This window comes from Agrobacterium sp. OT33 (genome assembly GCF_017313365.1).
GTDB classification, from domain to species: Bacteria; Pseudomonadota; Alphaproteobacteria; order Rhizobiales; family Rhizobiaceae; genus Agrobacterium; species Agrobacterium rhizogenes_A.
The window spans coordinates 202,793-224,398 of sequence record NZ_JAFLMZ010000009.1; the positions used below are offsets into that span (position 1 = coordinate 202,793).

Genomic DNA, 21,606 nt, shown 5'->3' on the forward strand with positions numbered 1-21,606 from the left:
CTGCTAGTGTTGTTAACAGGGTGGTAAGGACTTGCCCGCCCTGTCGAGGATGAAAAATGCAGACGAGCCGTAACGAAATCGACGATATGATCGTGCATGAAAAGATGCAGGTCGCTCTGGAACACCAGAACGAGGCATGGGCTGACGGCATGGCCGACGGCATCGAGCCTGAGATCATCGCCGATGCCGCCATCGCTCTGGCCATGCGCGAAACCATCCGCATGCATGGCGAAGCCGGTGCGGAAGCAATGCTGGAATCGCTGCGCCAGCGTATGCTTGAAGGCGAGTTTTCTCCGCAGCGCGTGATACAGTAAAGCCGGGGTCTATCATGTCTTGCCTGAGCAAGGGGCTTTTGCGCTCTTCCGCCCTGCTGTCCATCCTGCTTGCCCTGACCGCCGGGTCAATCGGCTTGCCGGACGCGGCCTTTGCCCTGTCCGAGCTGAAGCCGGCGCAGAATGGTGAAAACCAACCGCAGGCCCAGACTGGCGAACAGCCGAAGCAGGCCGAGCCTGCGGAGCCGGACGAGGTTGAAGGCGATTCGGAAGGCATTCCCCTGCCCGACCCTCTGGTCGACCGTTCCGCCGCCCAGACCAACCAGCAATCCTCCAAGCCCGACAATACGCCGGAAATGTCCGTGGTCATCGAACACGATATTTCCAAGGCCCCGGAAGCCGTGCGCAAGCTGCGCCAGCAGATCATCGACGCCGCCGCCTCCGGCGACATCGAAAAGCTGCGGCCCTTCATCGCCGCCGGGCAGAATGAATTTCGCATCGATGGCAATGACAGCGAAGACCCGATCGCGGCGCTGAAAAGCTATTCCGGCGATCCGGACGGGCTGGAAGTGCTGGCGATCATCATCGACCTGTTGTCGACCGGTTATGCCCATATCGATGCCGGCACGCCGGACGAAGCCTATGTCTTCCCCTATTTCGCCGGCAAGCCGCTCAACACGCTGACGCCGCCGGAGAAGGTGGAACTCCTGCGCATCATCACGGCGGGCGATCTGGCGGATATGCAGGAATATGGCAATTACAGCTTTTACCGCATCGGCATTTCGCCTGATGGCAAATGGAAGTTCTTCACCGCCGGCGATTGATCGCCTTCCGGTGCTTGCCGTTCTCCGGTAAAAATCCTAACTGTGCGGAATGAGCATTTTGGCAGAAACGCCTCGCGGTTTTGCCGGAATGGATGGAAATAATTGGGTAGAAGTTCTGCGATTCGTTTTTAGAGTGAACGACGCTGGGTTTGAGATTGGTGCGGCAGGCTTAAAGTTTACTGCGGGTTGACGCTCCCTTCTCCCGTCATTCCGGCCTCGAGCCGGAATCCAGCCAGCCCAAGTCCTTGGGCTGTAAACGCTTGGCGGAACACGCTCCCATAAACCGAACGGTGACGCCATGCCTTCCGCCTTTCTTGCCGACCGCCGCCTGATCAGAGTTTCCGGCACAGGCGCCGAGGAGTTTCTGAATAATCTCATCACCGCCGATGTTGAAAATTTGGGCGAGGGCGAAGCCCGCGCTTCGGCGCTGCTGACGCCGCAGGGCAAGATCCTGTTCGATTTCCTGATTGCGCGCGACGGAACGGATTATCTGATCGAGACAGGCGCTGCCGAGCAGGATGCGCTGCTGCGCCGCCTGACGATGTACAAGCTGCGCGCGCCGGTCGATCTGAAATCAGAAGCGACCGAAGGTGTCAGCGTTTTCTGGAACGAGAATGCGCCGGAAACAGGCATCCGGGATGGGCGTTTCGCCAGGGCCGGCGTTGATCTGTTCCGCCTGCCGGGCGCTTCGGCCTCCGGCGAGGCTGCTGCCTATGAGGCCCTGCGCGTCGAACATGGCATTGCCGAATCCGGCCGGGATTATGCGCTGCAGGATGCATTTCCCCATGATGTGCTGATGGATGTGAATGACGGCGTTTCCTTCAAGAAAGGCTGCTTCGTCGGGCAGGAAGTCGTCTCACGCATGAAACATCGCGGCACCGCAAGGCGGCGCGTCGTTACCGTTTCGGCCGAAGGTCCGCTTCCAGACAGCGGGACTGAGATTACCGCCAATGGAAAACCAGTCGGCACGCTTGGGACCGTTTGCGGCAGCACAGCGCTCGCCATCGTGCGGATCGATCGCATTGCCGATGCGCTTGCCTCCGGCACCCCGCTTCTTGCGGAAGATGCCACCGTAACCGTGGCCCTACCCCTCTGGAGCGGCCTTTCCTTCCCGGCCGCCGATCCGGCAGCGCGGGCGGAGGACTAGGCGTGGCGCCCGCAAAAAGTCCGCGCGCCTGGCAGCGCATGCTCTCCGGGCGGCGGCTCGATCTGCTCGATCCTTCGCCGCTCGACGTGGAAATCGCCGATATCGCCCATGGTCTTGCCCGCGTTGCCCGCTGGAACGGCCAGACGCGCGGCGATCATGCCTTTTCCGTCGCCCAGCACAGCCTCATCGTCGAGACGATTTTCTGCCGCATGTGCACGGATGCGACGCCCGGCGACATGCTGATGGCGCTGCTGCACGATGCGCCGGAATATGTCATCGGCGACATGATCTCGCCGTTCAAATCCGTGGTCGGCGGCGGTTACAAGACCGTGGAAAAACGGCTGGAGGCCGCCGTGCATCTGCGCTTCGGTCTGCCGCCGCATGCATCGCGCGAATTGAAGGACCGGATCAAGAAGGCCGACACGGTTGCCGCCTTTTTCGAGGCGACGGAGCTTGCCGGTTTTTCCACCGCCGAGGCGCAGAAATTTTTCGGCCTGCCGCGCGGCATCACCCGCGACATGTTCACCATCACGCCCCTGCCCTCGACTGAAGCACAGAAACTGTTCATCGAGCGTTTCGAAGCAATCGAGGCGCTGCGCGCAACCGGGACCGGGAGCGCGACATGACGGCCATCGTGGTATCGCCGCTGTCGCGGATCGCGGAAATGGCCGTGAAGCACAAGGCTCGCGAGATGGTGACGCTGATTGCCAAGGAGCAGAGCTTTCACCGCCCGGCGGTGATTGCCGCCGACCGGCATCTGACGCTTGCCATGAACGACATCGCCTTCAAGGGCACCGGCGATCTTATCGCTCCTGACGATGCGCATGTGCTGAAGCTCATCGATTTTGCCCGGGAATGGGATCAGTCAGCACCGCTTCTCATCCATTGCTGGATGGGGATTTCGCGCTCGCCGGCCGCCGCCGTCATTGCCGCACTTTGCCTTTATCCGGATCAGGACGAAATGGCGCTTGCGCTTCGCCTGCGCGCCGTCTCGCCCTATGTCACCCCCAATGCCCGCATCATTGCCATCGGCGACCGGCTGCTGGCGCGTGAAGGCCGGCTGGTCAAGGCGATCAAGGCGATCGGCAGGGGAGCAGATACCGACGGCAACGTGCCTTTCGTGTTGCCGCTTGCCGGCTGACGCCCGATTTTTGGCGGAACCCCTGCGGCATCCATTCGTTACCAACCCTGAACAGCAATGAAAATCACGGGATAATTCATGGAACAACAGGCAACGGATATCATCGTCGCATCGCAGGCGGCCGTGCGGCAGGCAAGCGCGCTGGCGGTGCAATATTCCTTTTCGATCGTCGGCGCGCTTCTGCTGCTGATCGTCGGCTGGCTGGCCGCCACCTTCCTGCAGCGATGGGCCTTTCAGGGCCTGTCGCGCATTCGCGGCTTCGATGCGACGCTTGCCGGTTTCTTTGCGGGCGCGATCCGCTACGTCGTGCTTATTCTGGTGCTGGTCATGGTGCTTGGCCAGTTCGGGGTACAGACGGCCTCCATTCTCGCGGCGCTGGGTGCCGCCGGTCTCGCCATCGGTCTGGCACTTCAGGGCACGCTGCAGAACATTGCCGCCGGCATCATGCTTCTGGTGCTGCGCCCCTTCCGGGTCGGTGAATATATCGAAACCAGCACGGTCAGCGGCACGGTCATTGAAATCGGCCTGTTTGCCACCGAGCTCAAGACCAGCGACGGGCTTTACCGCCTTGCGCCCAACTCCACCCTGTGGAACGTGCCGATTACCAATTACAGCCGCTTTCCCTCCCGCCGTCACGAGCTGAGCCTGACCGTCACCAACGACGATAACCTGACCGCCGCCCAGGATATGCTGATGCGCGTGGTGCGCTCAGAAAGCCGGATATTGCTGGACCCTGCCCCTGTTACCTTTGTCGATTCGGTCAGTGCCGACGGCGCAACCCTCATCTTGCGTTACTGGGTACGCAGCGACAGTTATTTCGCAACAACCCGCGACGTGACGAAGGCCATGAAACTCGCCTTCGATGAACACAAGGCGGAATTGAGCGCACAGCCGGCCTGACGTCTGGAAAGGCCCCTCCTCTTCATCTCTTTTGCGAGCGCGGTGGCCGGGAAGGCCATCGCGCTTTTTCATCGTGGCATGTCAGAACATAGCCTTGCGTCCCGCAGGCGCGATCTCTATAGGTCGCATTGTAATGTTATTACGTAACCTACTCTTCCATGACAGATACGAGAGGGCCGAAACAATGCAGAAGACACTCATCCGCGTCACCGGCGCGGTCGCACTTGGTTCCATGCTGCTGGTGGCAGCCGCTGCCACGGGCGCCGGCGGCGACAAATCCACCGCCCACAGCCATGACCACGGGCACGATCACAGCCACCAGATGACCGAGGCGGAAAAGAAGATTTACAATGGCTATTTCGAGGATGCCCAGGTAAAGCCGCGCACGCTTTCCGACTGGGGCGGCGACTGGCAGTCTGTTTATCCTTACCTGCTGAACGGTTCGCTTGATTCCGTCATGGCCGAAAAAGCCGCCCATGGCGACAAGACGGCCGCAGAATATCGCGCCTATTACGACATCGGTTACAAGACGGATGTGAACCGCATCGTCATCAAGGGCGACAGCGTGGCTTTCTACAAGGAAGGCAAGCCGGTCGAAGGCACATATGCCAGCGACGGCCAGGAAATCCTGACCTACACGAAGGGCAACCGCGGCGTGCGCTACATCTTCAAGAAGACCGCAGGCGACGAGACCGCTCCGCAGTTCATCCAGTTCAGCGACCACTCCATCGCTCCGGTAAAGGCCGGCCATTACCACCTCTACTGGGGGAATGACCGCAAGGCCCTGCTGGACGAAGTCACCAATTGGCCGACCTATTATCCCTTCCTGATGGATGGCGCGGATATCGTCAAGGAAATGGCGGCGCATTGAGCCCTGGCAGGCCCACGGCTTTCCGGAGCGTGAGGAATGCCGAGCTAGCACGTCTTTCGCCTTCTCCCCGCCGGGGAGAAGGTCGCGGCAGCGGGTTGAGGGGGTAAGCTCGCCGCATATCTCTGCTGTCGCCCCCTCATCCGACCCTTCGGGCCAAATTCTCGCCGGTAGGGAGAAGAAAGCCTCACTGACCCATGGTCGAGCGATGCGCCCAGCCGGTCATGCGTTTTTCAAGCCAGGCCATGATGGCGTACATGACGATGCCTTCCACGGCGAGCATCAGGAGGCCGGCAAAGACCAGCGGCACGTTGAACTGGCTCTGCGCCGAACTCATCATGTTGCCGAGGCCATAATTGGAGGCGACGGTTTCCGAGACGACCGAGCCGACGAAGGCGAGCGTGATGGCGATTTTCAGCGAGCCGAAGAAATAGGGCATGGAACGCGGAATGCCGACCTTCAGCATGATATCCATCTTCTTTGCGCCCAGCGCCCGCAGCACGTCCTCGGTTTCCGGCTCGATGGTGGCAAGGCCGGTGGCGACATTCACGACGATGGGGAAGAAGGAAATCAGGAAGGCGGTCAACACTGCGGGAACAGTGCCGATGCCGAACCAGATGACGAGGATTGGCACCAGCGCCACCTTGGGGATGGCGTTAAAGCCGATCATCAATGGATAAAGCCCGGCATAAATGGTTTTCGACCAGCCGATGAACAGGCCGATGGCAAGGCCGGCGACAACAGCGATGGCAAAGCCCAAAGTCGTCGTATAAAGCGTCTGCAGCGAATTCTTCCAGATCGGCGACCAATATTGCAGGATGGCCTGACCTACCCTTACCGGCGACGGCAGGATGGTGGGCGGCATTTTCAGCGCATATACCAGCAATTCCCACAGCGCGAAGAGCGCCAGCGTATAAAGCCAGGGGGCGGCCTTCACCCAGTTGACGCGGGCAATCAGCGGCTTGCGTGGCTCGACCGTGACGGTGCTTTCCATGATCGCGCTCATGCCGCCACCCTCGCCTGCGCGATTTCGCCATGCAGTGCCTGCACCATGTCGTTGAAACCCTTGTCATACATGAGATCGAGCTGGCGCGGACGGGCGAAGGGCACGCGATGTTCCGCCAGCACGCGGCCCGGCCTCGCGCTCATCACAAAAATCTTGTCGGCGAGGAAGGTCGCTTCGCGCAGATCGTGGGTTACCAGAATGATGGTCACGCGCTGCGCGGCGTGCAGGTCACGGATGACACACCACAACTCCTCGCGGGTAAAGGCGTCGAGCGCGCCGAATGGCTCATCCAGCATCAGCAGTTCCGGCTCATGGATCAGCGCGCGGCAGAGATTGGCACGCTGCTGCATGCCGCCGGAAAGCTGCCACGGATATTTCGAGCCAAATCCCTTCAGGCCGACAATTTCCAGAAGGCGCTCGGCCTTTGCGACATATTCCGCCCTGTGGGCGCGCAGGCGGCGGCGGTGTTTTTCGACGATTTCCAGCGGTAGCAGGATGTTCTCAAGCGTGGTGCGCCAGGGCAGCATCGTCGGGTTCTGAAACGCCATGCCGACGATGGAGACCGGCTCCGTGACCTGCCGCCCGGCAACGATGACATTGCCCTTTTGCGGAATATGCAGCCCCGTCACCAGCTTCATCAGGGTCGACTTGCCGCAGCCCGACGGGCCGACCACGGCGGCGAATTCACCCTTGTCGACCGTCAGGTTCAAACCGGATACGGCCAGCGTGCCGGCCGACCCGCCATAACGCATGTCGACATTGTCTATTTCCACGAGATGTGACATCGCGATCCCCATTTTCAGTTGCTAGATGCGCTACCGTCATCGCCGCTTGTTTCTTCTCCCTGCGCGGGGAGAAGGTGGCCCGAAAGGGTCGGATGAGGGGGGCGACGCCAGCGATAGACCGCACCCCTGCCCCTCATCCCGCTGCCGCGGACTTCTCCCCGGCGGGGGAGAAGAAGCGCGCGGCACCCACTCGCTCCATCCTTTAGGGAAGCATGCGTTCTGCCTTGGCCGGCAGGTAGGTCGCATCGAACACCTGTTCCGCCTTCACATTGCCCTTCAGGCCCATGGAAACCTTCAACGTCTCGATGGAGGCAGCAAGCCGGGCTGGATCGACGCCGCCCATGCCGTTTTCCACCACATAGGGCGTCTTGATATTCATGCTGTTGGCCATGTTGAGGCGTTCCAGCTCGATGGCGCTGTCGAGCGTCTCATTGCGCTTCAGCACCGCCGCCACGCCCTCTTCCGGGGTCTTGACGGAATCGGCGAAGCCCTTGGCCAGCGCTTTCAGGAACCCCTTCACGGCATCAGGGTTTTTCTCAGCGAAATCAGTATTTACCAGCACCGCATTGCCATAGAGATTCAAGCCGTGCTCGGCCATCAGGATGGTTGAGATGTCCTCATCGGCAATGCCCTGCTTCTTCAGGTTGAGGATGACAGAAAAAGCAAAACCGAAGACGGCATCGACATCGCCTTTGGCAAGCATCGGTTCACGCACGGGAAAACCGATCGATTCGATCTTGATCTTGCTCTCATCGAGACCCGCGACCTGCCTGAAGGCCGGCCATTGCGCAAAGGCGCCATCCGGCGGCGGCGCGCCGAGCTTCCTGCCTTCCAGCGACTTCGGATCACCCGTGACGCCAAGCGACTTGCGGCCGACGACGGCAAAAGTCGGGCGCTCATAGACCATGTAAACGGCCTTGATCTTCTGGCTCGGATCTTCATCGAGGAACTTCATCACCGAGTTGATATCGCCGAACCCCATCTGGTAGGCGCCCGTCGCCACGCGCGGGATCGCTTCCACCGAGCCATTGCCGCTGTCGATCGTGACGTCGAGGCCTTCCGCCTTGAAGTATCCCTTGTCCAGCGCCAGCAGGAAGCCGGCGGCGGGGCCTTCGAATTTCCAGTCGAGCGTGAATTTGACCGGCGTTTCGGCACGGACAGCCGTCGCCGGCAACGAAATTCCGGCAGCGGCGCCGACCACGGCGATAGCCAGGCCCCTGGACAACAACCTGCGCGTTAAAATCATCTGTTCCCCCTGATGGTTTTGTTGGATTGGTTGCATAAGAGCCAATTCCATCCCTCAAGGCAAGACAAAACTGCATACAAAATAGCCATAATTTTATATGCTTATTTTAAGAGCAAAAATGGTCAATCGGCGAGTAAAAAGCGGGAATTTTGCCCAAGGCGCATGCAACGAAGCGTGTGGAATTCCGTTCACACGACGAACACAGCGTTCTCATTTGCCGGGGTTGCGGATCAGGGGCAGCGTAGGACAAATAGGATCACGAATAACGGGTAAAACAGCGGGACGGCGAGATGAATTCTGCACTGGGCATACACCACATCACCATGATCACCCGGAAGGTGCAGGCGAATGTGGATTTTTACGCCGGCTTCCTCGGGTTAAGGCTGGCGAAGCGCACCGCCGGCTTCGAAGACGCCATGCAGCTGCATCTGCTCTATGGCGACGATATCGCTTCGCCCGGCTCCCTTCTGACATTTCTTGTCTGGGAAGACGGCGGCCAGGGGCGTGTCGGTTACGGCCAGACGCTGGAGATTTCGCTGGCGATCGATCCCGCCGCCATCGGTTTCTGGCTGACGCGGGCGCTGAAATTCGGCATTCGCACCGAAGGTCCCGCCGACGAATTCGGCGCCCCGGTCATCCGGCTGAAAGACCCTGATGGCCTGATCGTCAAACTGGTCGGCACCCATGCCTTTGCCGATGCCACGCCGCATGTGACGGACGACATTTCTGCGCAGGACGCGATTCGCCGCATCTATGGTGCGACGATGCTGAGCGAGGTGCCGGAAGAGACCGTGGCGTTTCTGGAGAAACATTTCGGTTACCGGCAGGAAAGCCAGACAGGCGCGATCCGTCGGCTCGTTTCCGACGGCGGCGACATTATCGACGTGCGCGACGCGACCGGCTTCTGGTCCAGCGCGCCGGGCACCGGCACGGTCGACCACATCGCCTTCCGCGCCGAGGACATGGAAGAGCTGAACGCTGTTCTTGCGGGGTTGAAATCGCTGAATTCCAGCACCACCAACGCCCATGACCGCAAATATTTCCACTCGCTCTACGTCCGCGAACCGGGCGGCGTGCTGATTGAAATGGCGACCGACGGGCCGGGCATGACAGTGGACGAACCGCTGGAAACGCTCGGCGAAAAACTGTTCATTCCGCCGCTGTTCATGAAGGACGAGGCGGATGTGCGGGTCGCCCTGCCGCAATTTGCGATGCCGGGCGAAGAGCGCATCGTTTATCGCGACCTGCCCTTCGTACACCGTTTTTACACGCCCGAGGAGCCGGATGGCAGCACCATCATCCTGCTGCATGGTTCCGGCGGCAGCGAAACCAGCCTGATGCCGCTGGCGCACCGGGCAGCAGCCGGCGCGACACTTCTTGGCGTGCGCGGCCGCAGCACGGAAGAAGATATCGCCCGCTGGTTCCGCCGTTATCCCGATTTCAGCTTCGACCAGAAGGATATCGTTTCCGAAGCGGAAGCCTTTGCCGCCTTCGTGGAAGGCGCGATACGCTCCTATGGTCTTGATCGTTCGAAGCTGCGGTTTATCGGCCATTCCAATGGCGCGAACTTCTATGCGGCCTTTGCCGCGCTCCATCCGGAGTTGGCCGGAGACGCGCTGCTCTATCGCCCGACACCGGTTCTCGAAACATGGCCGGACGCCGACCTTTCCGGTCGCAATTTCCTGCTTGTGGCGGGAGAACGCGACAAATACCGCGACAAGGCGAGCGAGCTGCAGGGAAAGCTTGCGGCCGGCGGCGCGAGGGCCGAGATGGAAACGGTCGAAGACGGACACGATCTCGGGCTCGCCGATATCGAAGCCGCGCGGCGCTGGCTGGCGGATGTTTCCTGATTTTCGATAGATGCGCATAGGCCGAGTGGGCGCCGCCCGCTCCCCCGTTACCCACACCTTCATCAACCGGGCCTTGCATAAACTCGCCAAAAGAGCTTTAAAAACAGCTTCGTAATTGGAGAGCCCGTTTGGACATCCCGCTGTTTATCCTCGCCCTCATCGCGGCCTTCATCTACATGCTGGTCGCGACCATCCGCAATTCAGGCCGAATCAAGTCTCTGGAACGGGAGGTTCACAGCCTCAAGCGGCTGATGGCTGCGGGCGTTGTGGCTCCTGCGGCGGCGCAGGCGGAGAGTGCGGAAACCACGGAAAAACCGGATTTCGCAGCGGAAAAGGAAAGTGAAGCCGCTCCGGAAGCGGCAGCCCCCCAGGCTGAATACGCATCCGAGCCTGAAGAAATCGCAGCCACAGCAGTACCGGAAGAGGTCGTGCGCGAGGAAGCGCAGCCTGCGCTCGCCGCCGGGGCCGTATCCGCGCCGGCGACGAATGAAAGCTTGGAAAGTCTGCTCGGCGCGCGCTGGGCGGTCTGGGCCGGCGGGCTGGCGCTGGCGCTGGGCGGTATTTTCCTCGTCAAATATTCGATCGAATCGGGGCTGCTCAGCCCAGCGGTCAGGCTGTCGCTTGCCGCCATTTTCGGCCTCGTTCTCGGGCTTGCCGGTGAAGCGATCCGCCGCAAGGCGGTGCCGGGCATCGCCACCGCTTATTCCAACGCCATGATACCGGGCGTGCTGACGGCGGCCGGCGCATTGACGCTGTTCGGCGTGGTTTATGCGGCCTATGGCATCTACGGCTATATCGGCTCCGGAACGGCCTTCATCCTGCTCGGGCTTGTCGCCTTTGCCACCATTGGCCTATCGCTGCTGCATGGGCAGGCGCTGGCCGGGCTCGGTCTTCTCGGCTCGATGCTGACGCCGGCGCTGATTTCCAGCGAAACGCCAAATATCTGGGCGCTGTTCGTTTTCCTGACGATCTCGTGGCTGGCGACCGCGGCCGCAGCGCGCAGGCAGGGCTGGACCGTGGTTCCGTCCCTTGCCAATGCCGGCCTTGGCCTCTGGGCGCTCGGCTATATCGGCTTTTCCGAGACGATCAATGCCGAACCACCGACGCTCGCTTTGCTCGTCATGCTGGCCGGCACGATCTTCCTGTGGCCCGGGAAACACCTAGATACGCCGCCGGCAGAAACCGGCGAAACCGCCGCCCCGGAGCGGCGCGCCATCCGTGCGCTACGGCTTTTGTTGCGCCCGTCACTTGCCATCAACCTCACCGTATCGATGGCCGTCATCCTGCCGGCCATCGGCTTCCTGTTCGCCAGTGGCGGCATCGACACCCACCCGGCGCTGATCGTCTCGGCGCTCATCGCAGCGCTTGCGGCCCTTGGTGCTGCCCGCCACTATGCGGTGTGGCCGGCCATCATCGCAGCACTCGGTGCGCAGACGGCGGTTGCGCTGATGTCGCGGCAGGGCATCGATTTCATCGGCCTCATAAACGATACCGGGATCACACTGCCGCCCGTCGGGACGGGCTATACGGCTGAAATCGCCATGGCGCTTGGTCTTGGCGCTGTCCTCGTGCTCTGCGCCTTCTCCTTCCTGAAGCGGAAGGGCGCTGACGATGCGGATTTCGCCCAGCTCTGGGCAGGTATTGCCGCGCTGTTCCCGGTCTGGCTGGCAACCGCAAGCTTCGTTGAATATGGCAATCTCGGCCGCGACTGGCTGCACGCCGCCTATGGTCTCGGCCTCGGCCTGGTGCTGATTGCCGGGGCGGAGTGGCTGCACCGGCAGGACAACGCGGCCTATCGCAAACCGCTCAACATTCTCGTGCTCGGCTCGTTTGCCGCCTTCGCGCTCAGCCTGCACACGCTGACGGAAGGGCTCGCGACAACCGTTCTGCTTTCGGTTATCGGCTTTGTTTATGTGCTGGCCAGCCGTTACCGCAACTGGGATGTGCTGCCCTGGGTCATGGCGGTGGCAAGCGTTGCCGTTCTCGGCCGCATCGCCTGGGAACCCACCATTGTCGGGCCGCAAAATCTTGGGACCAGACCAGTCTTCAACGCGCTTCTGCCGGGTTACGGCATTCCCGCACTGCTGGCCGTCGCCTCGGCCTGGCTGCTGCGCGACTGGCCGGGGGTCAGGGCGAAAAACTTCCTGCAGGCGATTGCCAGCGTCATGGGGCTTCTCGCCGTCGCCATCCTCATCCGCCACGCGATGAATGGCGGCACGCTTGATAACAGCGTACCGACGCTCGGCGAACAATCGATCTACACGCTGCTGACCATCGGCTTCTCGGGCGTGCTGATGACGCTGGATCTCAAGAGCCCCAGCCCCGTCTTCCGTTACGGTTCGATGATTGCCGGCGTGATTGCCGTCATCAACGTGCTGACGATGCATTTCTTTACGCTCAACCCTTATTTCACCGGCGAAAACACCGGGCGCATTCCGGTCCTCAATCTGCTGCTGATCGGTTACCTCCTGCCGGCGCTCGCCTATGGCGGCCTTGCCTATTATGCGCGCGGCAAACGTCCGCCGCCCTATGTCAGCATGCTGGCGGTGGCGGGTGCGGCACTCGGTTTTGCCTGGGCCACACTTTCGGTTCGGCGGTTCTGGCAGGGCGAAAACATCGCCGACTGGAAGGGTTTTATGCAGGGCGAGACCTACAGCTATTCGGTGGTCTGGTTGCTGATCGGCGTCTTGCTACTGGTGCTCGGCTCGCGCTTTAATGCCCGCAGCCTGCGTCTGGCATCGGCCGCCTTCGTGCTGATCTCGGTTGCCAAGGCATTCCTGATCGACATGAGCAACCTTGAAGGCGTGCTGAGAGCCCTGTCCTTCATCGGGCTTGGCGCAGTGCTGATCGGCATCGGCCTGTTCTACCAGAAAATCCTGACCCGGAAGCCGCAGGCATGATCGCGGCCGAGGCTTTCGCGCCCTATGCGGCGCTTGCGCAGGACCTGATACCGCACGCCGCCGATACGGGCGACGGTTCGCATGATCTTGCCCATATTCACCGCGTCTTCCGCAACGCCATGCGCATCCATGCGGGCGAAGGCGGCGATGGCACCGTGCTGGCGGCAAGCGTGCTGTTGCATGATTGCGTTGCGGTGGAAAAGAACTCGCCGCTGCGTGCGCAGGCCTCACGACTGGCGGCGGAAAAGGCATCCGGCATTCTGGCCGGGCTTGGCTGGCAGCAGAAAGATATCGACGCCGCCACACACGCCATCACCACCCATAGCTTTTCCGCCAATATCGAGCCGCAGACGCTGGAGGCAAAAATCCTTCAGGATGCCGACCGGCTGGATGCCATCGGCATGGTGGGGGCGGCGCGGTGCTTTTACATTGCCGGACGCATGGGCTCGGCGCTCTACGATCCGGCCGATCCGCTGGCGAAGGACCGTCCGCTTGACGACCGCGCCTTTGCGATAGACCATTTCGAAACCAAGCTCTTCAAACTGGCGGACGGCTTTCGCACCGGGACGGGGCGGCAGATGGCCAAGGCCCGCCATGAGCGGCTGCAACAGGTGCTCGAGCTGTTTCTCGACGAGATTTGAGGATATCCAAGATGCGTGTGACCGAACTCAACATCTATCCGCTGAAAAGCGCGCGCGGCATTCCCCTCTCCGAGAGCGCCGTTTCGGCCGAGGGCCTGCCGGGCGACCGTCGCGCCATGTTGATCGACCCTTCCGGCCATTTCATCACCCAGCGCGAGTTGCCTGCCATCGCCACGGTTCTGGCGCGGCATGAGGATGGCGGCATGGCACTTGCGCGGGAAAAGGACGGCGAGATCGTTGCAAGACCGACCGGAGCGCGCATGGATGTGGCGGTGTGGAAATCGATCGTCAGCGCTAATATCGCCGATGACGAGACCAACGATACGCTTTCGGCGTGGCTGGGGCGCGAGGTGAAGCTGGCATTCTTCGATGATGCCTCGAAACGCATTGCAAGCCTCGAATGGACCGGCAACGAAACGCCCGTCACCTTTGCGGACGGCTACCAGATCCTCGTCACCACCACCGCCTCGCTTGCCGCGCTGAACGACAACATGCGCGCCAATGGCGAGGATGCCGTCGGCATGGAGCGGTTCCGGCCGAATATCGTGCTGGATACGGACGAGCCATGGGCTGAGGATCGCTGGGCGGCCATCGAGATCGGCGGCATTCGTTTTGATCTGGTCAAGCCCTGCGCCCGTTGCATCATGACCACGCAGGACCAGATAACCGGCTCCCGCGATGTGCCCTCGCCCATGAAAGCCATGGGCCGCATCCGCATGTCGGGGGATCGGCGCGTGCCCGGCCCGCTGTTCGGCTGGAACGTGACGCCGCGCAGTCAGGGCAAACTATCGCTCGGCGACGTGGCCAAGGTGGTCGAGGAACGGCCGGAAGGCTGGGCGATCAAGAGGCGGTAAGCCACGGGCGTTGCAACGTCCGCAATGCCATCACGGCTTGCGGGCGCTGACGATCAGAAAGATCGGACGGCGATCTTCGTGCTTCATCTCCGGTCGCTCCGCGAGCAAGGCGGGATCGGGCCTTGGCTCGGCCAGACGCGTCAGGGCAAAGCCGGCAGAAAGCAGGCTGTTGAGAATGCCTGACACCGTGCGGTGATATTTGACGACGTCATCCGCCATCCAGTTGGAATGGCGCACGCCTTCGTTCTGGTAATTGTCGAGCGGCCAGTGGAGGATTTCGCCCTTCTCGTCATAGAACCAGTCCTGTTTTTCCAGCGCGGTGAAAACGGGATGTTCGATGGAAAAGATGAACTCGCCGCCGGATTTCAGCACCGCGGAAACTTTCGCGAATGCCAGGTCGATATCGCGGACATAATGCAGGGCGAGAGAACTCAGAACCACATCGAAACTTTCCGACGGAAAATCGATGTCCTCAATTGCCGCCCGGCGATATTCGATACCAGGGCCGCCATTTATTTCGGCGGCACGGCGCAGCATGTTTTCCGAAAGATCAACGCCGACGACACGGGCCGCCCCCTGCTCTGCCGCATAACGGCAATGCCAGCCGAAACCGCAGCCGAGATCGAGAAGGCTGCGGCCCTGCAGCGGCGGAAGCATGGCGCGCAGCTCGTGCCACTCGCCAGCCTGCCGCAACCCTTCCACGGAGCGCGGCATGGCGCTGTAGCGCTCGAAAAACCCGGGGTCATCGTAAATATTCTGCTTCATCGTCATATCTCCGGTATCCCCGGAAGCTATATACGGGGGCATCCCATCAATCCCATGAATAATGGGGGTCAAGAAAAGTCGCTAGTGGGGACGGCTGACAAAAGCTAATATTCATCCCGATCAGAGGGAATCTGCAGAAGATCTTCGCCACCTCCAAGGCGCATGCTGCAGCAGGAGAATTTCATGTCGCAAGCCACACGCCAGACCATGCCCTGGCTGATTATCGCCGCCGGGTCGCTGATTGCCGTCATGACCTTCGGGCCGCGTTCGGCCATGGGCTTTTTTCAGCTGCCGATGCTGGCCGACACCGGCTGGGATCGCTCCACCTTCGGCCTCGCCATGGCCCTGCAGAACCTGTTCTGGGGCCTCGGCCAGCCCTTCTTCGGCGCAATCGCCGATAAATACGGCACGGGCCGCGTGCTTGTGCTCTCAGGCTTTCTTTATGCCGCCGGCCTCATCTGCATGTCCTTCGGCACCTCGCCGTTCTGGCTGCATTTCGGCGGCGGCGTGCTTGTCGGGCTTGGCATTGCCGCCGGCTCCTTCAGCGTCATCCTGTCTGCCTTTGCACGCCATGTCACGCCGCAGCAGCGCTCGCTCGCCTTCGGCATCGGCACGGCGGCGGGTTCTGCCGGCATGTTCCTGTTCGCGCCGATCAGCCAGGGGCTGATTTCCGCCTATGGCTGGTCTGACAGCCTCGTCTGGCTTGCCGTGATGATGATGCTGGTGCCGCTGCTCGCCTTTCCGATGCGCGGCAACTCCTCTTCCGGCAGCCAGTCACAGACGCAGTTCCAGCAGACGGCGGGCGAAGCGTTGCGGGAAGCGCTTGGCCACAAGAGCTATCTCCTGTTGACGACAGGCTTTTTCGTCTGCGGTTTCCAGGTGGCCTTCATCACCGCGCATTTCCCGGCCTATCTCGGCGATATCGGCATCGAACCGCGCTATGCCGTCATTGCCATGGCGCTGATCGGCTTCTTCAATATCATCGGGTCATTGGCCGCCGGCGTCATCGCCCAGCGTTATTCGAAACCCTATATGCTGGCCTATATCTATATCGCCCGCTCGGTCGCCGTTACGGCCTTCCTGCTTTTGCCGCAATCACCGCTTTCGGTCATCCTCTTTGCGGCCGTCATGGGCATTCTCTGGCTTTCCACCGTACCGCCCACCAATGCCCTGGTGGCGATCATGTTCGGCACGCGCCATCTCGGCATGCTCGGCGGCGTCGTGTTCCTGTCGCACCAGATCGGTTCGTTCCTCGGCGTCTGGCTCGGCGGCTTTCTTTATGACCGGCTGGGGTCCTATGATCTTGTCTGGTGGCTCGGCGTCGGCATGGGAATCTTTGCCGCCATCGTACATTGGCCCATTCAGGAGCGCCCCGCACCGCGGCCTGCAATGGCCTGAGACTACACGGCCTCATCAAGCGCGGGCGGCGATGCCCTGCGCTGCAGCGCCTTCAACGCCGCCTGCACGAAACCGTCGCGGGCGGCGTTTTCACTCAGGCCACGTGGATCATAGACATGCCGGTTGAGGAAATGGGCCGTCAGGCGGAAGGCCGCCGCGAGGCTTTCGGGATCGGCAGCTTTCGACTGGCCCTCACCGAGAAAAGCGGGCAATGACAGCATCCGGGCGGCATAGGGCGCGCCTGCCGTGCGGCAAACCGCCCTGCCCGTTTTCGGTGATACATAGATGAGATCGGTGCGCAGCCCCGTCGCCGCGCATTCGGTGAGATCAAGCCCGAAACCCAGATCGTTCAAGACGGCGAGTTCGAACCGCACGAACAATTCGCCGGCATCGGCCGGATCGTGGAGATTGTCGAGGATGATATCGAGCGCCTGATAGAGATGCGGGTGCGGATCACGCTCCGGCAGAAGCCTGAGAAGAGCGCCCATGGCCTGGACGCCGTAAACGGCGGTCGCCGTTTCCATCAGCTGCGCGGCGCGCAACTGCAGAGGCTCGATGCGATATTCGCCGAGATGGTCGTCAAGACGCGCCCGCCAGACGACATCCACCCGGTTTCCCGCCTGCAGCACCGGCTGCATGCTGCGGGAACGACCGGAGCGCACCATGCCCAGATGGCGGCCACGCGAACGGGTCATCACCTCGGCGATGACGCTCGTCTCGCCATGGCGTTTGACACCGAGAATGATCGCCTCATCCTGCCACTGCATGAAACCTGTCCGAATTTCGATTCAAGTCCCACCATAACCGATCTGGCGGCGAAACGTTATTCTTTTACGGCATCCCTGTCCGTATCGACCAGACCAAGGACAAAACCGACGATTTCGTTTTCGCCGAAAGGCTTGCCAAGCAAGGGGGCATGCATCAGGTCTTCCGGAAAGCCCGTCGTATCGCCGTAACCGCTGACGAAACCGAAGGGAATGCCCGCCGCGCGCAGCTCACGGGCAAAATCGTAACTCTTGCCATCGGAGAGGCTGACATCGAGAAGCACGCAATCTGCAACATCCTGTCCGGCGGCCTCCCTTGCCTGCGCAAGCGTCGTGGCGATGGTGATGGTTTCCACCCCCATGGACTGGAGAACCGCCTCGACATCAAGCGCCACCAGATATTCATCCTCAACGATGATAACCCGTTGTGGCACCATATGTTTTCTTCTTCCTAAATGAGAGAGCCGTCAGGCCCGAAGCCGCGATCTCCGAAATGATTCCGCAGTGAGATATCACGACAGGAGTCGCAAATTACGGCCCCACCGTCATTTAAAAAAGACATGTCAAAGGAAGATCAGATGAAGGGCCTTTGCCGTTTCTCGTCGCTCTCCCACCCCGCCACATGGCTAAGCCCCGCATCATCAAGCACCAGACAGCCCTTGTCCGTCCAGCGGATGAGGCCGCGATCGACCAGCTTTCTCAGGGTTTTATTGGTATGAACGATGGAGAGGCCGAGTGTGTCTGCCACATGCTGCTGGGTGACCGGGATCGGTGTTTCGCCGGGGATGAGATTGACCGCTTTCGCCTTGCGATAAAGAAACGCGATCAGATAGGCGGCACGCTCCAGGGCGGTGCGCCGGCCGATGCTGAGAAGATGGCTGTCGAGCATGCGCTCCTCGCTTGCCGCGATCCAGGTCAGGTCATAGGCAAGTGTCGGGTGATCGGTGAAGAGGTTGTTGAGGCGGGACCGCTCGAAGACGCAGAGCGTCACCGGCGAGAGCGCCTCCACCGAATGCTGCATTTCCCCCATCACCGTGCCCTGAAGACCGACGAGATCGCCCGGCATGACATAGTTGAGTATCTGCCGCCTGCCGTCCTCCAGCGTTTTGTAACGGAAAGCCCAGCCCTGCAAAACGGTGTAAAGATGGGCGCTGTGCGAGCCTTCCATCAGGATGACCGAGCCGCTTTCCACCGCAAGTTCGCCCGTCTTGAAACGCGAGACGAAATCGAGTTCGGAGGAGGAAAAATCCCGGAAATGCGGCAGGTCGCGCAGAGGACATTGCTGGCACGGGGTGGTGGAAATTCCGTTCGGTTTTTTTGGCGACATGAATATCCGTCATCGAAAAAGGTTGCGCCCAATTGTTTTGGAACAACCCGCCCGAACCTATTCGGTTCCCGATGGAGGTGAAGATATTCAGATCGTTCAAGGATTGCGTCGCGTTCTCCCTCGAACACATAAAAACGAAGGGCTTGGGCAACCTCGACGTTCGCGTTGGTTCGCGACATTTCCGCCCGTCATTCCGGCTCAAGGCCGGAATGACGGAAGCGGGTGTGTTTTCGCATCGCGCATATCGCGCCTGCGCGTTACCCCCGCGGGAACTCCAGACCCATTTCACGGAAGCGCTCGGGGTCGTCGCCCCAGTTCTCGCGCACCTTGACGAACAGGAAGAGATGAACGGGCTGTTCGAGGATTTCCGACAGCTCCTTGCGCGAGGCGGTGGAAATGGCCTTGATCGCATCGCCGTTCTTGCCGAGTGCAATCTTCTTCTGGCTGTCGCGCTCGACATAGATCACCTGCTCGATGCGCACGGAGCCGTCCTTGCGTTCTTCCCACTTTTCCGTCTCGACATGCGAGGCGTAGGGAAGCTCCTGATGCAGGCGCAGGAACAGTTTCTCGCGGGTGATTTCGGCGGCGAGCTGGCGCATCGGCAGGTCGGAAATCTGGTCTTCCGGGTAATACCATGGGCCTTCCGGCAGTTCGGCGGCCAGATAGTTCATCAGGTCCTCGCAGCCCGAACCATTGGTCGCCGAGATCATGAAGGTGCGGTCGAAAGCGACTGTCTCGTTGGCGGCGGCGGCGAGCTTCAGAAGGTCCTCGCGCTTCACCTGGTCGATCTTGTTGAGGCAGAGGATTTTCTTCTGCGGAACATCCTTCAGACCTTCGAGAATGGTTTCCGCATCGCCCTTCAGGCCGCGTTCGCTGTCGATCAGCAGCAGGATGAGGTCCGCGTCCTTCGCGCCGCCCCAGGCGGAGGTGACCATGGCGCGGTCGAGCCGGCGGCGCGGCTTGAAGATGCCGGGCGTATCCATGAAAACGATCTGGGCATTGTCGTGAATGGCGATGCCGCGCATCACCGCGCGTGTCGTCTGCACCTTGTGGCTGACGATCGAAACCTTGGCGCCCACCAGCCGGTTCACCAGCGTCGACTTGCCGGCATTGGTCGGGCCGATGAGGGCGACGAAGCCGGAGCGGGTCGGAAGGGCTGCATCTTCGCCAGGGATGGCGGGGTTTTCGTGATCGGTCATGATATCCATTCAAGGTCAGAGGTATTCAACATGCGGCCAAAAGGGTCCGCCATGCGCTCGATTTCAGCACCCGTTCGGGCACTCAGTCTCAGGTGGAGGATTTCTGCCAGACGCCTTCGCGCTCCAGCAACCGTGTCGCCGCCACCTGTTCGGCCGCGCGCTTTGAGCGCTCCACGCCGGTTTCCGGCTTCACGCCGGGAATTTCCACCGTCACGGTGAAGCGGGGATCGTGATCCGGTCCGGAGCGATCGTCAACCCGGTAAGCGGGCGTGGTCGCAAATCTGGCATGCGCCCATTCCTGCAATTCCGTCTTGGCGTCACGCCGCCCGGCATCCACGCTTGTGGCCCGGCTTTGCCAGTATTTCAGGATGAATTTGCGCGACGCCTCCAGCCCGCCATCCAGATAGATGGTGGCGATCAAGCTTTCGACCACATCGGCGCGCACGTTGAGCATCGCCTTGCCTGTCAGCTTCTTCACATCCGAGCCGGTGCGGATAAAATTATGCAGGCCCATCTCGTCGCCGATCGCGGCGCAGGATTCGGCGCTGACGAGCTGGTTCAGACGGACCGAAAGCTCGCCTTCGGTGGCGTTGCGGAAGGTGGAGAACAGCAATTCGGCAACGCAGAGACCGAGGACACGGTCGCCCAGAAACTCCAGCCGCTCGTAATTGCCGGCCGCCGCCGAGCGGGCGCTGGCATGGGTCAAGGCCCGGTCCAGCCGGGCCTTTTCCTTGAACTCATATCCGATCAACGCTTCCAGACGGGAAATCTCGTCCGCCGAAAGCGGCTTGGTCTTGCTCATTCCACAACCTTGAAGAGGCGGTCCCAACGCATGTTGGCCGGCCACTCCCAAATGCGGCTGAACGGCGTGTCGTTGCCCAGCGAGAAGAAGATGACGCTGGCGCGGCCGATCAGGTTTTCTTCCGGCACGAAACCGACATCGAAGCGGCTGTCGAGCGAATTGTCTCTGTTGTCGCCCATCATGAAATAATGGCCTTCCGGCACCAGGAATTCCCGGGTGTTGTCGCCGCGCGAGTCGGGCGACTGGTCAAGCGTGTCGTAGGTGACGCCATTGTCGAGCGTTTCGCGGAAGACCGGCACATTGGCGCCCGGATCGGCACGGTAATCGGAAGTGAAGGTGCCATCGGGCTGCTTCGGCACCGGCTGGCCGTTGATGAACAGCACGCCGTTCATCATCTGAACACGATCACCCGGCAGGCCGACCAGACGCTTGATGTAATCGACCTCGGGATTGGGCGGCAGGCGGAAGACCACGACATCGCCGCGCTTCGGCTTGCTGAATTCGAGAATGCGACCCGAAAACAGGTTCGGCGAGAAAGGCAGCGAATATTTCGAATAGCCGTAGGAGAACTTGTTGACGAAAAGATAGTCGCCCACCAGAAGCGTCGGCATCATCGAGCCGGACGGGATGGTGAAGGGCTGAAACAGCACGGTGCGGATGACCATGGCCAGCAGCAGCGCCTGAATGATGACCTTGACGTTCTCCCAGAGGGCGTTCTGCTTCTTTTCAGCTTTTTCGGACACTTAAAGACCTGCCTGATTGTTTCCCGGCTTCTCCGATCGTGAGGGAGCATCCGGGCCGTTGTTTCGTCGCGCCTGCGGCGGGTGAAGCTGTTTCACGCAGCCGGCAACGCTTTCATATTTCTGCGACTTCTCTAGAACCTTTCCAGCCCGAAGGGAAGCGCTTCTATGACACCG

22 protein-coding genes are annotated in these 21,606 nt (G+C 61.0%); 12 read left to right on the plus strand and 10 right to left on the minus strand.

Translation table 11 applies throughout. The annotated features are described in order from the left end of the window. The first annotated feature begins 56 nt into the window (after nucleotides 1-56). The 7 genes from JZX88_RS21270 (at nucleotide 57) to JZX88_RS21300 (ending at nucleotide 5,155) form a co-directional block, all read left to right on the plus strand. Nucleotides 57-314, plus strand: coding sequence for a hypothetical protein (locus JZX88_RS21270; RefSeq protein ID WP_003496894.1), 258 nt, complete (start codon nucleotides 57-59; stop codon nucleotides 312-314). A gap of 14 nt (nucleotides 315-328) precedes the next feature. Then, nucleotides 329-1,096, plus strand: coding sequence for a hypothetical protein (locus tag JZX88_RS21275; RefSeq protein WP_206914625.1), 768 nt, complete (start codon nucleotides 329-331; stop codon nucleotides 1,094-1,096). Nucleotides 1,097-1,394: 298 nt separating this feature from the next. Continuing rightward, nucleotides 1,395-2,243, plus strand: coding sequence for a folate-binding protein YgfZ (locus tag JZX88_RS21280; protein ID WP_206914626.1), 849 nt, complete (start codon nucleotides 1,395-1,397; stop codon nucleotides 2,241-2,243). A gap of 2 nt (nucleotides 2,244-2,245) precedes the next feature. Continuing rightward, entirely contained in the window at nucleotides 2,246-2,869 is a 624-nt protein-coding gene (locus JZX88_RS21285; RefSeq protein ID WP_206914627.1) for an HD family hydrolase, read from the plus strand. Then, nucleotides 2,866-3,384: a tyrosine phosphatase family protein gene (locus tag JZX88_RS21290; protein ID WP_206914628.1), complete on the plus strand. Its 519-nt coding sequence runs from the start codon at nucleotides 2,866-2,868 to the stop codon at nucleotides 3,382-3,384. The genes JZX88_RS21285 and JZX88_RS21290 overlap by 4 nt, the downstream gene beginning before the upstream one ends. Nucleotides 3,385-3,462: 78 nt before the next feature. Beyond that, nucleotides 3,463-4,284 (plus strand): mechanosensitive ion channel family protein, encoded by an 822-nt coding sequence (locus tag JZX88_RS21295; RefSeq protein WP_065115274.1) that lies wholly within the window; start codon nucleotides 3,463-3,465, stop codon nucleotides 4,282-4,284. A gap of 184 nt (nucleotides 4,285-4,468) precedes the next feature. After that, nucleotides 4,469-5,155, plus strand: a complete 687-nt coding sequence (locus JZX88_RS21300; protein WP_206914629.1) for a metal-binding protein ZinT — start codon at nucleotides 4,469-4,471, stop codon at nucleotides 5,153-5,155. Between the two features lie 184 nt (nucleotides 5,156-5,339). On the opposite strand, the gene JZX88_RS21305 is transcribed toward JZX88_RS21300, so the two are convergent. From JZX88_RS21305 to JZX88_RS21315, 3 genes are all read right to left on the minus strand, one after another. Further along, complete coding sequence (locus JZX88_RS21305; RefSeq protein WP_206914630.1) at nucleotides 5,340-6,158, minus strand: ABC transporter permease; 819 nt, start codon at nucleotides 6,156-6,158, stop codon at nucleotides 5,340-5,342. Further along, nucleotides 6,155-6,943 carry an ABC transporter ATP-binding protein gene (locus tag JZX88_RS21310; RefSeq protein WP_161991619.1) on the minus strand — a complete coding sequence of 263 codons (789 nt, stop codon included), beginning with the start codon at nucleotides 6,941-6,943 and terminating at the stop codon, nucleotides 6,155-6,157. The genes JZX88_RS21305 and JZX88_RS21310 overlap by 4 nt, the downstream gene beginning before the upstream one ends. A gap of 202 nt (nucleotides 6,944-7,145) precedes the next feature. Continuing rightward, nucleotides 7,146-8,189, minus strand: a complete 1,044-nt coding sequence (locus JZX88_RS21315) for an ABC transporter substrate-binding protein (RefSeq protein WP_206914631.1) — start codon at nucleotides 8,187-8,189, stop codon at nucleotides 7,146-7,148. Between the two features lie 290 nt (nucleotides 8,190-8,479). Between JZX88_RS21315 and JZX88_RS21320 the strand changes: the two genes are divergently transcribed. The 4 genes from JZX88_RS21320 to JZX88_RS21335 all read left to right on the plus strand — a co-directional run bounded on the left by JZX88_RS21320 (nucleotide 8,480) and on the right by JZX88_RS21335 (nucleotide 14,434). Further along, the gene (locus JZX88_RS21320) at nucleotides 8,480-10,039 is read left to right on the plus strand and encodes a VOC family protein (protein ID WP_206914632.1); all 1,560 of its coding nucleotides are present in this window, start codon (nucleotides 8,480-8,482) and stop codon (nucleotides 10,037-10,039) included. 128 nt (nucleotides 10,040-10,167) lie between these two features. Continuing rightward, nucleotides 10,168-12,939: a DUF2339 domain-containing protein gene (locus JZX88_RS21325; protein ID WP_206914633.1), complete on the plus strand. Its 2,772-nt coding sequence runs from the start codon at nucleotides 10,168-10,170 to the stop codon at nucleotides 12,937-12,939. Next, on the plus strand, nucleotides 12,936-13,580 hold the full coding sequence (locus tag JZX88_RS21330) for an HD domain-containing protein (RefSeq protein WP_206914634.1): 645 nt from the start codon (nucleotides 12,936-12,938) through the stop codon (nucleotides 13,578-13,580). Before JZX88_RS21325 ends, JZX88_RS21330 begins: the two co-directional genes overlap by 4 nt. An 11-nt stretch (nucleotides 13,581-13,591) precedes the next feature. Then, nucleotides 13,592-14,434, plus strand: coding sequence for an MOSC domain-containing protein (locus JZX88_RS21335; protein WP_206914635.1), 843 nt, complete (start codon nucleotides 13,592-13,594; stop codon nucleotides 14,432-14,434). A gap of 30 nt (nucleotides 14,435-14,464) precedes the next feature. Here the strand turns inward: JZX88_RS21335 and JZX88_RS21340 are convergent, their stop codons facing one another. After that, nucleotides 14,465-15,199: a class I SAM-dependent methyltransferase gene (locus JZX88_RS21340; RefSeq protein WP_206914636.1), complete on the minus strand. Its 735-nt coding sequence runs from the start codon at nucleotides 15,197-15,199 to the stop codon at nucleotides 14,465-14,467. A gap of 183 nt (nucleotides 15,200-15,382) precedes the next feature. Here JZX88_RS21340 and JZX88_RS21345 point away from each other — a divergent pair, with 183 nt between their 5' ends. Then, on the plus strand, nucleotides 15,383-16,597 hold the full coding sequence (locus tag JZX88_RS21345; protein ID WP_206914637.1) for an MFS transporter: 1,215 nt from the start codon (nucleotides 15,383-15,385) through the stop codon (nucleotides 16,595-16,597). A gap of 2 nt (nucleotides 16,598-16,599) precedes the next feature. Here the strand turns inward: JZX88_RS21345 and recO are convergent, their stop codons facing one another. The 6 genes from recO to lepB all read right to left on the minus strand — a co-directional run bounded on the left by recO (nucleotide 16,600) and on the right by lepB (nucleotide 21,432). After that, nucleotides 16,600-17,364, minus strand: coding sequence for a DNA repair protein RecO (gene recO / locus JZX88_RS21350; protein WP_110759389.1), 765 nt, complete (start codon nucleotides 17,362-17,364; stop codon nucleotides 16,600-16,602). A 56-nt stretch (nucleotides 17,365-17,420) separates the two neighbouring features. Next, on the minus strand, nucleotides 17,421-17,798 hold the full coding sequence (locus JZX88_RS21355; protein WP_206914638.1) for a response regulator: 378 nt from the start codon (nucleotides 17,796-17,798) through the stop codon (nucleotides 17,421-17,423). Nucleotides 17,799-17,935: 137 nt separating this feature from the next. Continuing rightward, complete coding sequence (locus tag JZX88_RS21360; protein WP_110759392.1) at nucleotides 17,936-18,688, minus strand: Crp/Fnr family transcriptional regulator; 753 nt, start codon at nucleotides 18,686-18,688, stop codon at nucleotides 17,936-17,938. 257 nt (nucleotides 18,689-18,945) lie between these two features. Beyond that, nucleotides 18,946-19,896 carry a GTPase Era gene (gene era, locus JZX88_RS21365; protein ID WP_065115260.1) on the minus strand — a complete coding sequence of 317 codons (951 nt, stop codon included), beginning with the start codon at nucleotides 19,894-19,896 and terminating at the stop codon, nucleotides 18,946-18,948. A 79-nt stretch (nucleotides 19,897-19,975) separates the two neighbouring features. Next, on the minus strand, nucleotides 19,976-20,689 hold the full coding sequence (gene rnc / locus JZX88_RS21370; RefSeq protein ID WP_206914639.1) for a ribonuclease III: 714 nt from the start codon (nucleotides 20,687-20,689) through the stop codon (nucleotides 19,976-19,978). After that, the gene (gene lepB, locus JZX88_RS21375; RefSeq protein ID WP_065115258.1) at nucleotides 20,686-21,432 is read right to left on the minus strand and encodes a signal peptidase I; all 747 of its coding nucleotides are present in this window, start codon (nucleotides 21,430-21,432) and stop codon (nucleotides 20,686-20,688) included. Before lepB ends, rnc begins: the two co-directional genes overlap by 4 nt. Between the last annotated feature and the right edge of the window lie 174 nt (nucleotides 21,433-21,606).

Bases quoted from the DNA above. Each gene is read 5' to 3' on its own strand.
- JZX88_RS21270 (WP_003496894.1), top strand. From the start codon at position 57: ATGCAGACGAGCCGTAACGAAATCGACGATATGATCGTGCATGAAAAG.
- JZX88_RS21275 (WP_206914625.1), top strand. From the start codon at position 329: ATGTCTTGCCTGAGCAAGGGGCTTTTGCGCTCTTCCGCCCTGCTGTCC.
- JZX88_RS21280 (WP_206914626.1), top strand. From the start codon at position 1,395: ATGCCTTCCGCCTTTCTTGCCGACCGCCGCCTGATCAGAGTTTCCGGC.
- JZX88_RS21290 (WP_206914628.1), top strand. From the start codon at position 2,866: ATGACGGCCATCGTGGTATCGCCGCTGTCGCGGATCGCGGAAATGGCC.
- JZX88_RS21295 (WP_065115274.1), top strand. From the start codon at position 3,463: ATGGAACAACAGGCAACGGATATCATCGTCGCATCGCAGGCGGCCGTG.
- JZX88_RS21300 (WP_206914629.1), top strand. From the start codon at position 4,469: ATGCAGAAGACACTCATCCGCGTCACCGGCGCGGTCGCACTTGGTTCC.
- JZX88_RS21305 (WP_206914630.1), bottom strand. From the start codon at position 6,158: ATGAGCGCGATCATGGAAAGCACCGTCACGGTCGAGCCACGCAAGCCG.
- JZX88_RS21310 (WP_161991619.1), bottom strand. From the start codon at position 6,943: ATGTCACATCTCGTGGAAATAGACAATGTCGACATGCGTTATGGCGGG.
- JZX88_RS21315 (WP_206914631.1), bottom strand. From the start codon at position 8,189: ATGATTTTAACGCGCAGGTTGTTGTCCAGGGGCCTGGCTATCGCCGTG.
- JZX88_RS21320 (WP_206914632.1), top strand. From the start codon at position 8,480: ATGAATTCTGCACTGGGCATACACCACATCACCATGATCACCCGGAAG.
- JZX88_RS21330 (WP_206914634.1), top strand. From the start codon at position 12,936: ATGATCGCGGCCGAGGCTTTCGCGCCCTATGCGGCGCTTGCGCAGGAC.
- JZX88_RS21335 (WP_206914635.1), top strand. From the start codon at position 13,592: ATGCGTGTGACCGAACTCAACATCTATCCGCTGAAAAGCGCGCGCGGC.
- JZX88_RS21340 (WP_206914636.1), bottom strand. From the start codon at position 15,199: ATGAAGCAGAATATTTACGATGACCCCGGGTTTTTCGAGCGCTACAGC.
- JZX88_RS21345 (WP_206914637.1), top strand. From the start codon at position 15,383: ATGTCGCAAGCCACACGCCAGACCATGCCCTGGCTGATTATCGCCGCC.
- recO (WP_110759389.1), bottom strand. From the start codon at position 17,364: ATGCAGTGGCAGGATGAGGCGATCATTCTCGGTGTCAAACGCCATGGC.
- JZX88_RS21355 (WP_206914638.1), bottom strand. From the start codon at position 17,798: ATGGTGCCACAACGGGTTATCATCGTTGAGGATGAATATCTGGTGGCG.
- JZX88_RS21360 (WP_110759392.1), bottom strand. From the start codon at position 18,688: ATGTCGCCAAAAAAACCGAACGGAATTTCCACCACCCCGTGCCAGCAA.
- era (WP_065115260.1), bottom strand. From the start codon at position 19,896: ATGGATATCATGACCGATCACGAAAACCCCGCCATCCCTGGCGAAGAT.
- rnc (WP_206914639.1), bottom strand. From the start codon at position 20,689: ATGAGCAAGACCAAGCCGCTTTCGGCGGACGAGATTTCCCGTCTGGAA.